This is a genomic window from Lentzea pudingi (assembly GCF_014646255.1).
GTDB lineage: Bacteria > Actinomycetota > Actinomycetes > Mycobacteriales > Pseudonocardiaceae > Lentzea > Lentzea pudingi.
On the sequence record NZ_BMNC01000003.1, the window covers coordinates 550,172 to 562,460 of the forward strand.

The 12,289-nt window shown below is 69.8% G+C and carries 12 protein-coding genes; 7 read left to right on the plus strand and 5 right to left on the minus strand.

Annotated features, from left to right (window positions below):
* Positions 1 to 60: 60 nt before the first annotated feature.
* Complete coding sequence (locus tag IEY88_RS13530; RefSeq protein ID WP_189155035.1) at positions 61 to 450, minus strand: HPF/RaiA family ribosome-associated protein; 390 nt, start codon at positions 448 to 450, stop codon at positions 61 to 63.
* 262 nt (positions 451 to 712) lie between these two features.
* Here IEY88_RS13530 and IEY88_RS13535 point away from each other — a divergent pair, with 262 nt between their 5' ends.
* The 7 genes from IEY88_RS13535 (at position 713) to IEY88_RS13560 (ending at position 6,535) form a co-directional block, all read left to right on the plus strand.
* On the plus strand, positions 713 to 2,773 hold the full coding sequence (locus IEY88_RS13535; RefSeq protein WP_189155036.1) for a fimbrial biogenesis chaperone: 2,061 nt from the start codon (positions 713 to 715) through the stop codon (positions 2,771 to 2,773).
* Between the two features lie 324 nt (positions 2,774 to 3,097).
* A complete protein-coding gene (locus IEY88_RS13540; RefSeq protein WP_189155037.1) occupies positions 3,098 to 3,487 on the plus strand; it encodes an STAS domain-containing protein in 390 nt (129 codons plus the stop codon).
* Positions 3,488 to 3,898: 411 nt separating this feature from the next.
* Positions 3,899 to 4,432, plus strand: a complete 534-nt coding sequence (locus IEY88_RS13545) for a DUF5994 family protein (RefSeq protein WP_189155038.1) — start codon at positions 3,899 to 3,901, stop codon at positions 4,430 to 4,432.
* Positions 4,429 to 4,584: a DUF6307 family protein gene (locus IEY88_RS13550; RefSeq protein WP_189155039.1), complete on the plus strand. Its 156-nt coding sequence runs from the start codon at positions 4,429 to 4,431 to the stop codon at positions 4,582 to 4,584. Before IEY88_RS13545 ends, IEY88_RS13550 begins: the two co-directional genes overlap by 4 nt.
* An 89-nt stretch (positions 4,585 to 4,673) precedes the next feature.
* On the plus strand, positions 4,674 to 5,450 hold the full coding sequence (locus IEY88_RS13555; RefSeq protein WP_229693345.1) for a transglutaminase-like domain-containing protein: 777 nt from the start codon (positions 4,674 to 4,676) through the stop codon (positions 5,448 to 5,450).
* A 363-nt stretch (positions 5,451 to 5,813) separates the two neighbouring features.
* Positions 5,814 to 5,960, plus strand: coding sequence for an RGCVC family protein (locus tag IEY88_RS45460; protein ID WP_194518677.1), 147 nt, complete (start codon positions 5,814 to 5,816; stop codon positions 5,958 to 5,960).
* Positions 5,961 to 5,965: 5 nt separating this feature from the next.
* Entirely contained in the window at positions 5,966 to 6,535 is a 570-nt protein-coding gene (locus IEY88_RS13560) for a GNAT family N-acetyltransferase (RefSeq protein ID WP_189155040.1), read from the plus strand.
* Positions 6,536 to 6,668: 133 nt separating this feature from the next.
* On the opposite strand, the gene IEY88_RS13565 is transcribed toward IEY88_RS13560, so the two are convergent.
* The 4 genes from IEY88_RS13565 to IEY88_RS13580 form a co-directional block, all read right to left on the minus strand.
* Entirely contained in the window at positions 6,669 to 7,709 is a 1,041-nt protein-coding gene (locus IEY88_RS13565) for a fatty acid desaturase family protein (RefSeq protein WP_189155041.1), read from the minus strand.
* Positions 7,710 to 7,752: 43 nt separating this feature from the next.
* Complete coding sequence (locus IEY88_RS13570) at positions 7,753 to 8,913, minus strand: AI-2E family transporter (RefSeq protein ID WP_229693346.1); 1,161 nt, start codon at positions 8,911 to 8,913, stop codon at positions 7,753 to 7,755.
* Between the two features lie 200 nt (positions 8,914 to 9,113).
* Positions 9,114 to 9,302: a hypothetical protein gene (locus IEY88_RS13575; protein ID WP_189155043.1), complete on the minus strand. Its 189-nt coding sequence runs from the start codon at positions 9,300 to 9,302 to the stop codon at positions 9,114 to 9,116.
* Between the two features lie 66 nt (positions 9,303 to 9,368).
* Positions 9,369 to 12,224: an ATP-binding protein gene (locus tag IEY88_RS13580; RefSeq protein WP_189155044.1), complete on the minus strand. Its 2,856-nt coding sequence runs from the start codon at positions 12,222 to 12,224 to the stop codon at positions 9,369 to 9,371.
* Positions 12,225 to 12,289 lie beyond the last annotated feature (65 nt).

Genomic DNA, 12,289 nt, shown 5'->3' on the forward strand with positions numbered 1-12,289 from the left:
TGGCCGGCACACCCGACCAGGGGTTCGGCCGATGATCCATGCGGCGTTGTGCCGCCTTGGTCAGCTCCGAGGCTCGTCCTCGATCACGCCGACCTGGTCCAGGTCGTCTGGAGCGGGCATGTGGCGGATGCTCTCACTGCCCTTGTGGTCGTGGGCGCGGGAGTACTGGGAATCCAGCACCCGTCCCAACTTGTGCGCCGCCCCGGCGTACGCGTCGTCCACGGTCGTCGCGTGGTGGGTGACCGCGACCGGCTGTTTGCCTCCCGGCCGCGCCTCGATGACGCACTTCTTGTCCTCCGGTTTGCCGCCCCCGTCCTCGCTGAGGTGCACTTCCACGCGGGTCAACCAGCCGCTGAACCGGGACAGGCTGTTCTCCAGGTCGGTGGTCACATAGGTGGCCAGTCGTTCGCCACCGTGGATGTTGTGGTCGGTGTTGACCTGGATCTGCATGAGCACCCTCCGGAACGGGACAGAAATGGTGCTGATCGATACCACGTGAGCGGCCGGTTCAAACCCGGCGGCGTTCGGCGCGTGGGGTACCTGGACTCCGCATCAGGGTGCTGAGCTGCGGTGAGAGTGCGGCAAGCCGTCGCCCAGGCCCTGCCCGGCATACGCTCTCGAGTTCGCTGCTCGCGGTCCCGCTGGGGAGTTCCGCGGCCGTCAGCGTCCAACCGCCTCCCGCGCCGGCGCCCGATCTGCTCAGATGGGGCGCATGAGCACCTGGGGGAAGACGATCGTGCTCGCGGTCGCGCTGGTCGCCACACTCGTGGCGCCGGCGCACGCGAGCAACCAGATCAGCGTGTCCGCGACGGAGGTGACGCTGGCGCCGGGCCAGAACACGGCGTCGGTCGGCGTCAGCTGGCGCACCGACGGCAACCAGACGGTCCAGGTCTGGATCCGCGAGACCGGCAAGGCCGCCAAGCTGTGGCGGCACGAGGTGAACGGCAGCGCGACCTGGCCGCACCTCTACAACGGCACCACGACGACGTTCGAGCTGCGCGGCGGCCCGAACTTCGGCACCGTGCTGGGCACCACGAGCAGCACGGCACGAGCGCCCGGCCGGCTGGGCGCCGACCGCACGCACCTCGCGCTCGCGCCCGGCACCACCGGCACGATCGACCTGTCGTGGGCCACGGCGCTGAGCGACGCCCAGGTGTGGGTGTCGCACGGCGGAAACCCGCAGAAGCTGTACGCGCAGGGTCCGTCCGGGACGGGCCGGATCACCTGGATCAGCCGTGGCACCACCGTGTTCACGCTGTGGTCCGGCACCGCGCAGGAACACCTGCTCGACACTCTCGTCGTCACCGCGGACTCCGGCGCGTCGGCCTCATTCGACCGGCCCGTGGTCGTCGACCCGGACGGCACCGGCAGCGCGACCGTGCGCTGGACCGGAGGCGAGGCGCGGCTCGTCAACGACGACGGCACCGAGACGCCGCTCAGCGGCGGATCGGCCGCGATCAGCACGCGCGGCGCGGACCGCAAGGTCGTGCGGGTCTACGAAGGCGGCTCGGTGGTGACGCACGCGAGCGTCACGATCCTGCGGGACGCGCGTGGCTGGGCGGGCTTCAACTACCTGCCGGAGCACGAGAAGCGGTACCAGGAGTACCTCGACGACGCGGTGTGGCCGCAGGTGCGCGACCAGGTCGCGCACGACTTCGACGTGATGGCGTCCGCCGGCGGCACCGTCGCGAGGGTCGTGCTGTGGCCGGAGAAGAGCACGAACGCGGCAGCGCAGGCCCGCAACCTCGCCGACCTGGCCGAGATCGCGAAGCAGCGCGGCATCCGGCTCGTGGTCGCGTTCGCCAACAGCCGGCTGACCAACGCGGATTGGCCGAGTGGCCGCTCGAAGTGGGCCGAGTTCGCCGTCACCAGCGCGAACTGGATGAACACCTACGTCAACGCCCTCGAGCCCGGCGGCGCGGTGCTGTACTACGACCTGCAGAACGAGACGACCGGCGTGCGGGGCAAGCAGCCGAACCTCCAGAGCGCCTACGTGGCCATGGTTTACGACCGCACGGCGGTGCCGAGGGGCAAGCGCGGAGTGTCCGTGATGCACGCGTCGACCGACGGCGCGGACCTCGCGGACGCTCTCGTGGGCAAGCCGATGGACTTCGTCGACGTCCACGGCTACGGCAACCTGGACGTGCTGGACGGGGCGGTGCGCGGGCTGCGGGAGAAGTTCCCGGCCGGCACGGTGCTCGTGGGTGAGATCGGGAAGAGCGCGCCGGGCGAGCAGCAAGAGCGCGAACAAGCCGACTACACCGGGCGGTCGCTGCGGACGACGGATGGCCTCCAGGTGCCGATCACGATGGCCTGGGAGCTCTACGACGACCCGCGTACGCCACCGCACCCGAACAGCATCGCCTTCGGCTACCTCACGAAGGACCGCGCCAAGCCGGGATTCGGCGTGCTGTGCTCGCGCTGGAGCCTGGTGGCCGACTGCGGCACCCTCCGCGAGGCCACCTCAGCGCAGCCGGCGACGCTGGAAGTGCACGCGACGGTCGCGGTGCGGCCGGGAACCCTTGTGCCCAACGCGATCCTGCGTGGTGACGGCACCGCGAGGCTCGTGCTCACCGAGCTCGACGAGGCGGGCCGTGAGGTGGCCTCCACGCTGACCGAGCCGGTGACGATCGGCTCGGCGGGCCTGAACTACCTGCGGCACCAGCAATCCGACGTGCGGCTGCGTGACGGGACCCGGTCCGTGCGGATCACCGTGCGGGCGGAGGGCTCGACGCGACTGCAGGTGGACGCGCTGACCGCGGCCGTCAGGTGACCGGCACCCACCTCTCGATCACGGTGTGCTGGCGGTAGAACCCGACGAGCGGCCGGGAGGAGTTCCAGGGCCCCACCGCCCCGAGCTCCTCCATGGCCGTCCGGCCCGCCCGTACAGCTCGGGCGGGCTCACGGGTGATCGCATCAGCCGTGGCAGCGCTTTCCCGTCAGCTCGCCTCGTGTCAGAGGGCCGGACGTCCACCATCGGGTGTCGGTGCACAGCGCTGCGGGGCATTTGGGCGAGCGGGAACCGCTGATCGGTGCGAGCCTGGCACCGGCACACGGCGGTCAGGGGAGGGTGGTCGAGCATGGCCGGCGGTACACGATGACGCGTACGCACAGCGACGGCATTTCAGACCTGAGCATCGACACCATCGACCACGACGGCGTTGTGGTCATGGCGGTCACCGGCGACATCGACATCACCAACGCGGGCCAGTTGCGGGCCGCGATCGAGGACGGGTTGAACAGCTGTCCGGTGGGGATCGTGGTCTACCTGGCGGTGGGTTTCCTCGCCTCGTCGGGACTGTCGATCCTGGGTGAGGCCAACCAGCGTGCGCGGCAGGCCGGGACAGGGTTCGCCGTCGTGGCGACGGTCCGCTCAGCGCGGCGTTCACTGCTGACCGCGGGCATGGATCGCGTACTGCTGTTGCACGAGACGGTTCCACACGCGGTGGAGGCACTGCGCACGGCAGCAGCACACCGCGAAGCGTGACCTCAGGTTCGCTGGAACCGAAATCGAAGAAAAATCGGCGTTCTCGACCGGGACGTCGTGTCCGAATACCTCCGAGGCCATTCTGCCGCTGGAGATCGCTCGGCGAGCGAAAATTCCGATGCACGATCGAGGCTGGTCGCGGCTGCCGTGCTCGCTGTCGCAGTGCTGGCCGGGCGCTGAACTGGAGAGATGCCGAGCGCTCGGCCCTTGACGCCGCACGACTGCCGCCCGAGTTTTTGTGGCAAATGCTGGATCGTGATTTTGTGACATGAGAACTGTTTTCTGCTGATCGGGCGGAAATGGTGTAGTGTCGATTTTGTCGAGAGCATCTCGCACGCGGGCAATCAAGCTCACGTCGCACTCGGCGAAACCTGAACCGGTCCGCTTCGGGCCGGAGACGGGAGTCCCGGCATGACGTCGGCTCCTCACCTTTCCATCGCCCCTCCGGCCGTCACGGCCAACGAGCAGCCTCGGTGTCCGCTGCGATTGCGGTTGCGGCCGAAGGCGCTCACCACGGGGTATGTCGACGGTGCCTGGTGGCCGCGTTCCCGGGACCTCGCCGCCGAACTGCCCGCGCTGCTCGCGGTGCTGGCAGTTCGGCTGGGCGAGATCCCGCGGGTGAGCTACAACCTGATCGAGTGGGACACCGCGCCGCGTCAGATCGCCGCGGACGGCCTCCGGGTGCGGCTGAGCGGGTTCTGGTCCAGGCCCGCGCACACCGTGGACGTCATCGCGGGGGACCGGCGCCGTCTGACGCTGCTCCTCGTCCCGCCGGACACCGAACCTTCCGCCGCCCACCACGCCATGACCTGTGCCGCCGAGCGGGACAACATCGACACCGTCGAGGTTCTGCTCCGCGGCACCACAACGGGTATGTCCACTGCGGACCCAGTGGCCGCTGGCGGCAGCCGCGTACCCGAACAGACGTTTCGAGGAGATCTATGACCACGACGCTCCACACATCCGCGTATGAGCGCAGGCTCAAGATGGTGCAGGACGTGCTGACCGACCGGACCGACCTCGTGGGCGAGGCCGCACGGGATCTCGCGGTGCGTGTGCTGAGCGCACTGGACCACATACCCGAGCGAGTTCGGTGAATTCGCGCCATTACGGCACTGGCGCGGCACAGCTGACGTGGGGCACCCGACTGCTCCGCGTCGGTTGTGCGTTCACGTATCGAGCTGAGGTGCCCACGCCCGCGGTCTTCCTCGTGCGACCGCTGTGGAACACGGACATCCGGATGAGCCAGGAGAACCTGGACGTGAAGCCGGACGTGCCGATGCGGCACCACCTCGATCCGTACGGCAACCGCAACACCCGTGTCGTGCTTCCCGCTGGTCTGTCCACAGTGCACTACAGCGCGTGGGTGGACGTGCCGGACAGGACGGAGGACGTGGACGACACCGTGCCGGAGACGCTGCCCGACGGACTTCCCGACGACGTGCTGCTGTACACGTTGCCCAGCAGGTACTGCGTGTCCGACGTGCTGGGCGACGAGGCGTGGTCGCGGTTCGGTGCGCATCCACCCGGCTACGGCCGGGTGCGGGAGATCTGCCGGCACGTCCACGAGTCGCTGAACTTCGGTTACGGCACCTCCACCGCGTTGTCCACCGCGGCCGACGTCAACGCGGCCGGTTTCGGCGTGTGCCGCGACTTCACGCACCTGGCGATCTCGTTCTGCCGCGCGCTCAACATTCCCGCCCGGTACGTCTTCGGCTACCTGCCGGACCTGGACGTGCCGCCCGGTGACACGGCGATGGACTTCGCGGCGTGGATGGAGGTCTGGCTGGGCGACCGCTGGTGGACCTTCGACCCGCGCAACAACGAGCCCCGCAAGGGACGCGTCGTCATCGGCCGGGGTCGCGATGCGGCTGACGTCGCCATGGTGACCACGTTCGGTGGTCCGAGGCTGGAGTCGATGGTCGTGCAGGCGGAAGAGGACCTGGCCCCGTCCTGGCGCTGAGCGGGAGGTGCCCTCCGCGGAGTAGGATGAGAACCACCGAGGGCACGTCGTGCGACAGCGTTCGAGCTGGAGCCGCCTTGGGCGCATCAGGAAGCCCGGCCGTGTTCGGCTGGAGGCGGGAGCGCCGAGATGAACTCGGATCAGCTCTGCACCACTGCACCATCACCCACCGCGTCATCGTCCACCGCGTCTTTCCCCGCGTCACGAGGGAAACGACTGACCGACGGACCTCACTTCGCCGGGAGCTGGCGGCCATTGTCGCCCGACCCGGCCGTCATCGAACCGTCGCCCGGTTCTCCGATCAGGCGCAAGCGCTGACGGTCTCGTTCTCCCCCTTCCAGCACCGACCATCGGAGCTTCCGCATGCCCGAGTCACGAACCGCCGCCCCCGACGACAATGCGAGCTGCACGGTGTGTCCTCACCTGTGGAACGAGCACGACTCGCTCGGCGCGCGCTACTGCACCGCGACGACCGCGTCCGCGCTCACGCGAGGATGCATCTGCCCATGACCGTGATGACGAACGTGTTGACCACCAGCCGTTTGACGCTGCGCGATTGGCGTGCCGAGGACGCAGCGGCCGCGCTCGAGGTCTACGGCCGTGCCGAGGTCACTCGCTGGCTCAGTCCGGAGATGGACCAGGTCCCGGACGCAGCGGCGATGAGGTTGTTGCTGCAGCAGTGGATCGCTGAAAGCGCACGCGTTCCGGCTCCGGCCGGGCGATGGGCGGTCGAGCGCAACGCCGACGGTCAGCTGGTCGGCGGCGCGCACCTGCTCCCGCTGCCGCCCGGACGGGAGGACCTGGAGGTCGGCTGGCAGCTGAGGCCCGACGTGTGGGGCCAGGGCTACGCCGCCGAGGCCACCCACGCCCTCGCCGGGTGGGCGTTCGGCCATGACGTGTACGAGGTCTTCGCCGTCGTCCGCACAGGCGACACGCGCGCCTCGTCCGCCGTGCGGAAGAACGGGATGCACTGGGTCGGTGAGACCGGGAAGTACTTCGGCCTCGACCTGCAGGTGTTCCGGCTTCGCGTGGCGGACCTCGACGTGGACGCGGTTTCGTCAGCCGGACCACCCGGCCGCGACTGATGGCTTCAGGTCCTCGGCGTGTTCAGCGGTTCGGCGACGGGAAGCGGCCACCGAGCGCCATGAGCTCGGTGAACTGGCCCTGCCGCGACCGTTCGGCCGCGAGCAGGTCCGCGAGTCGTCTCCTCGTGTCTGATCACCGTGCCGCGCCGCGCAACGGCGCTCCCGCGTCGTGCAGGTGGCGCAGGACCTCGGCGTAGGACCTGATCATGGTGGTCTTGCTGTACGGAATGCCTTGCCGGAGGCAGAAGTCCTCGACGACGGGTTGCGCGCGGCGCAGGTTGGGGCGGGGCATGTGCGGGTACAGGTGGTGCTCGATCTGGTGGTTGAGCCCGCCGAGCAGCGCGTCGACCCATCGGCCGCCGGTGACGTTGCGAGAGGTGAGCACCTGCTTGTGCAGGTGGTCCAGGCGCTGTCCCTGGGCGATGATCGGCATGCCCTTGTGGTTGGGAGCGAACGAGCAGCCCAGGTAGACACCCATCAGCCCTTGGTGCACGGCGATGAACACGATGGCCTTCAGCGGAGAGAGAACCACGAACACAGCCACCAGGTATGCCGCGAGCGGCACGATCTGGAACGCGGCCTCGCGCCACGGGTTGCGCAGTTCCCTGCGGCACAGGGCGACCAGGCCGGAGATCCGCAGCACGGCCGCTTCAGCGGTCAGCAGCGGGAAGAACAGGAACGCCTGGTGCTTGGTGATCCAGCTGTACAGGCCGCGTTTCTGGGTCGCCTGGGCGCGGCTGAACGCGAGGGCGTGGATCTCGATGTCGGGATCGTGGTCCTCGTGGTTGGGGTTGGCGTGGTGCCGGTTGTGCTTCGCGACCCACCACTGGTAGCTGATGCCTGTGAGGCTGCCGTGCAGGTGCCCGACGACGTCGTTGTTGCGATGGCTGCGGAAGATCTGCCGGTGCCCGGCGTCGTGCCCGATGAACGCCAGCTGGGTCGAGACCACGGCGAGGGCCACGGCCGTGAGCACCTGCCACCAGGAGTCGCCCAGCAGCGCGAACGCCACGGCGATCGTGCCGAGCAGCAGCGCGTTGGCGGTCATCCGCAGCAGGTAGTAGCCGCGCCGCCGCTCCAGCAGGCCGGCGGCCTTGAGTTCCTTGGTGAGGCGGGCGAAATCGCTGCCGCGAGGGCGGTCGGCCGTGTCTGCCACGGCGACGTGCGTTGAGGTCATGTGCCTGCTCCGGGTAATCGGCTGCGAGGAGCCGTCGAGGGATTCACTTGTCGGCTTCGGTGTCCAGGCCGGGTTCGTCCGGGCCGGACTCTTCGGGTTGGCTGGTGTGCACGTCCGCGGGCGACACGTGTTCGTCGGCCTCGCTGCGCAGGGAGCGGATGGCGGAGTTGAGCACCGCCAGCAGCGGAACGGCGAGCAGAGCGCCCGCGATGCCCGCGACGAGCAGGCCTGCCGCGATGGCCAGCACCACCGCCAGCGGGTGCAGCTTCACCGCGCGGCCGAGCAGGAACGGTTGCAGGATGTGGCTTTCCAGCTGGTTCACGGCGATGACGATGATCAGGACGATCACCGCGGTCAGGGGACCGTTCGCGACGAGCGCGATGACCACGGCCACCGCACCGGCCACAACCGCGCCGAAGATCGGGACGAACGCGCAGATGAACACCAGAGCCGCCAGCGGAACCGCCAAGGGCACGCGCAGCACGGCCAGTCCGATGCCGATGCCGATCGCGTCCACCACCGCGACCGCACCGGTGGCGCGGACGTAGCTGACCAGTGCGGCGAGGCTGCGCCGGCCCGCCACGTCGACCCGCCTGCGCGGCCCGCCGGGCACGACGCGGATGAGGAACTGCCAGATCCTGGGACCGTCGTAGAGGAGGAACGCGAGAGCGAACAGCACCAGAAGCATCTCGGTGAAGATCTCGCCGACGGTCGCCGCGGTGGTGATGGCGCCCGTCGTGATGCCGGACTGGTTGTCCTGCACCGTCTTCATGATCCGGTCGACGAAGTCCCGCAGCTGCGTCTCACTCAGCTGCAGCGGGCCGTTGACCAGCCAGCCGGACACCGCGTCGATGCTGCGGGCCAGCTGCGCGGACAGGTCCGGCAGCCCGTTGACGAACGTCACCACGACGAACGTCAGCATCCCGCCGAGCAGCAGCAGCCCGCCGACCAGCACCAGCGCGGTCGCGAGACCCCTGGGAACCCGCCGCGCCATCAGGAAATCGACGGCCGGCGCGAGCAAGGCCGCCAGCAGCAGCGCGATCGCGAGCGGCACGACGAGCGCCGCCAGCCTGCTGAAGATGACACCGATGACGTACAGCGCCGCGACCACGACGAGAAAGCGCCAGCTCAACGCCGCACTGACCCGCAGGACGCCGGGAATCGGGTCCCGCCTGGCCGGCACGTCACCGCGATCGGTGCTCACCACGTCCGCACCTCCAGTGCCGATCTCCGACGCCGGGGTCTGGGATCATCGATGAGTTCGGCAGGCGTTCGCCTGCCTCTGCCGGAGTGCCCTGCCACGGCGGTCGCAAACCAGCTGGGCGGTTCGGCGTTCGAAGGCCGAGGCTCGTCTTGCAGGAGGTTGCTCGTGGCGGTCTGGCGGGACCGACCCGCAAGCCTCGATCAACGCACTCGCTCGGGGATGTGGTCCACGCCGCTCGGCGCGGCGCCGAGCTCCTCGGTGAAGGCGCCGAGGCCCTGCCAGTTCAGTCCTTCGACGGCAGCGGCCGTCAGCACGGGGTCCAGTTCGCGGAAGATCGACTCCTCGGGATCGCTATCTTGACGGCCAGGCCGTTGCCGGAGCGGAACCACGAGGGCGGGAAGTCACCGCCCATCCACAATGGACGCCGAGTCGACCGCAGGCGAGAAGATGCGAAGTCACCCCGCCGAGTGGTCTGCCTGGAAAGCTGCTCGTGAATCAACGTTGAGCTTGCGCATCGCCCGAGCCACATGGTGTTCGACTGTCCTGGGGGACAGGAACAGCTCATCCGCGATCTGCCGGTTCGTGCGGCCCGCGGCGACGAGATCGACGACCTCCCGTTCGCGGGGCGACAGTTCCTCGCCGTACCCCTTGCGGCCGCGAGGGCGGGCTGGGCGGAAGCGCCGTGAGCTTCGGCGGCACCGCTCGGCGTCGCGAGCGCAGCCGAGTTCGGTGTAGATGTCCGACGCGATGGTGAGGTTGGACAACGCGGCTGCGTGGTCGTCGAGGGTGATGGCGACGGATGCGGCTGCTTCGTGGATGGTTGCCGCGGTGTGTGGCTGGGGGAGTCCGGCATAGGTGGCGGCGGCTTCCAGGTAGCCGTCCAGCGCTGTCGCGGGATCCTTGGCCACCAACGCTGTGACGAGCATGGTGGCTGCTGCCGCCAAGGGCGCGTCGGTGCCGCTGACGTTCGAGCTGTACTGCTCGGCCAGGCGAACGGCATCGGTGCTGCGGCCCGCCCGCTGGAACGCGCGCACCGCGTGCGGTACCAGGTCGGCTGCCCAGACCCAGTTGTCCTTGGCGTTGACGCGGATCAGCGCACGGTCCGCGCCCACCGCGGCCGCCGCGACGTCGTTGCGGGCCAGTGCCAGCGCCACCCGTGCCGCGGACACCGCGAGTTGCAGGGGCGGGGTCTCGGGTGCTGCTGCCTGGGCGCTGTCGAGGTACCACCCGGCGGCGTCCCGGTCTCCCCGGGCCAAGGTCGTCGACGCCAGCGCCAGCAAGGCGTCCATCGCGAGGGACGGCATCTCGCCGGCTTGCTCGACCAGTTGCGCGGCATCGGTTTGCAGCGTGGCCCACGATCCGGTCACGGCGTCGACACGCAGCCTGGTGCCGTTGCGCAGGGTGCACAGGTATGGCACGTCGTCGTCGGACATGAGCGTGTCGCTGACCTGGAGCAGTTCGCGTGCCTGCGCGTAGTGGCCGATCCACGCCAACGAGTCGCCGATGTTGTTGAACGCGCGGGCGAGCTGGCGGCGTACTCGTGGTGAGCGCGATGCGCGGGGAAGCGTGGAGAGCAGCGGCTGCAACGACGGGTCGCCGACACCGGCCAGCAGCGCCAGGTGGTTGGCCCTCACGATCATCGACAGCTCGTCGTCGCGCGGTGCGGCGGCGGCGAGCCCGGTGGCCTTGTCCAGCCAGCCGAACTGGTGCGAGACGGGACGCCAGCCGAACGTCGGCAGCGTCAGGGCGGCGGCGCCGCGTGCGGCCAGCGCGGGGCGGTCGGTCAGGTCGAGAACGGCCATCTCGAGTTCGCCCTGGCCCTCCTCGATGCGGCCCGTCTGGTTCATCAGCAGGCGTCCGAGGTTGATCCGCACCTCGCCCCGCGCGGTGCCGGTGAGCAGACCTCCGCGCAGCAGCGACTGCAGTCGTTCCACCGTGCTGACCCGCGCGATGCCCGTGACCGCCACCCGGCTCAGCCGCACCGCGAGAGTGCGGGCGGATCGCGCGGGCAGGGTCTCGTCGGCGAGTGCCGTCTCGAGCACCTGAAGGGCGAGCGCGGTGTCGCCGATCTCGGTCGCGTGGTCGGCTGCGGCGACTGTGCGGCTGACCCAGTTCGGCAGGTCGCCGGCCTGGCGGTAGTGGTGTGCCAGGCGGACGAGCACCCGGTCGGGATGAGCGGCCAGCAGTTCGGCGGCGCGCGCGTGCAGTTTGCGCCGTTGCGGGCTGGGGATCGACACGTCCACGGCCTGCCTCGCCAGCGGGTGCCGCAACGCGTAGCGGCCGGTGCCGACCTCGAACAGGACGGCGCCCGCCAGTGCGTCCGTCACGGCTCGTGCGACCCGGTTGGGAGGCAGCGCCGACACCGTGACCAGGTCGTCCTCGGTCGCAGGGGCGTCGAGCACGGCGGCGGCGTGCACGACCGCGGCCACTGCCGGCCCCAGGCGGCGCAGTCGCTCGGCCATCGTGTCGCGCAGCAACACCGGGATGTCGACCAGGTCGAGCGTGCGCGACTGCGGCCCCGCGCCGATCTCCCGGAACTCGCGGAGCACTTCCTCGACCACGAACGGGATGCCCGCGGTGCGGTGGTGCAGGGCGGCGGCGAAGTCGCTGCCTACGGCACGGGTGCCCAGGAGCCCGGCCGCGAGCACCCCGACGTCGACCGGTCCGAGCGGACGCAGCCTGAGCAACGCCGTCTGGTCACCGGAGAGCAGTCGGTGCGCCGGCTCGAGCACCGACCACGCTCCGGCACCGTGCACGTCACGGCGGCAGGTCGCGACCAAGGCCAGGTTCCCGGTCGGCGGCGTCATCAGGAACCGGAGCAGGTCCTGCGTCCCCTCGTCCGCCCAGTGCAGGTCGTCGATCACCAGCACCAACGGGCCGTAGGCGGCCAGGAGCTCGCGCACGGCGCGGAAGATCTTGTGCCGCTCGGTCGCGGCGTCACCCCGGGGAGGCTGGGGCGGCAGCAACGGCGCGAGCTCCGGCAGCAACGGTCGCAGCGCGCCCACGATCGGTGAAAGGGACCCGGCCACGCGTGCCAGCAGAGGCGAGGTGTCGCGCAGCAAGTCCACGAGGGGTCCGTAGGGGAACGGTTCGCGCATCGGCTGGCAGCATCCGAGCAGGATCGTCCGCCCGACGAGTTCGGGACGGCGCACCAGCTCGCGGACGAGCCGGGTCTTGCCGACCCCGGCCTCGCCCTCGACCAGCGCGAGAGCGGGCGGGCGCATCGCCACCCGTGCCAGCTCGGCCAGCTCCGCGGCGCGGCCGACGAAGACCGAACGAGGTGGCCGTGCCGCGGACAGGGGGACCGTCATGCACAGCGATGGTACTGGCCGGTAACCCTTGCGCCAGATGTCGCAATGATTGGGTATCCCCGATG

Bases quoted from the DNA above. Each gene is read 5' to 3' on its own strand.
- IEY88_RS13530 (WP_189155035.1), bottom strand. From the start codon at position 450: ATGCAGATCCAGGTCAACACCGACCACAACATCCACGGTGGCGAACGA.
- IEY88_RS13535 (WP_189155036.1), top strand. From the start codon at position 713: ATGAGCACCTGGGGGAAGACGATCGTGCTCGCGGTCGCGCTGGTCGCC.
- IEY88_RS13540 (WP_189155037.1), top strand. From the start codon at position 3,098: ATGACGCGTACGCACAGCGACGGCATTTCAGACCTGAGCATCGACACC.
- IEY88_RS13545 (WP_189155038.1), top strand. From the start codon at position 3,899: ATGACGTCGGCTCCTCACCTTTCCATCGCCCCTCCGGCCGTCACGGCC.
- IEY88_RS13550 (WP_189155039.1), top strand. From the start codon at position 4,429: ATGACCACGACGCTCCACACATCCGCGTATGAGCGCAGGCTCAAGATG.
- IEY88_RS45460 (WP_194518677.1), top strand. From the start codon at position 5,814: ATGCCCGAGTCACGAACCGCCGCCCCCGACGACAATGCGAGCTGCACG.
- IEY88_RS13560 (WP_189155040.1), top strand. From the start codon at position 5,966: ATGACGAACGTGTTGACCACCAGCCGTTTGACGCTGCGCGATTGGCGT.
- IEY88_RS13565 (WP_189155041.1), bottom strand. From the start codon at position 7,709: ATGACCTCAACGCACGTCGCCGTGGCAGACACGGCCGACCGCCCTCGC.
- IEY88_RS13580 (WP_189155044.1), bottom strand. From the start codon at position 12,224: ATGACGGTCCCCCTGTCCGCGGCACGGCCACCTCGTTCGGTCTTCGTC.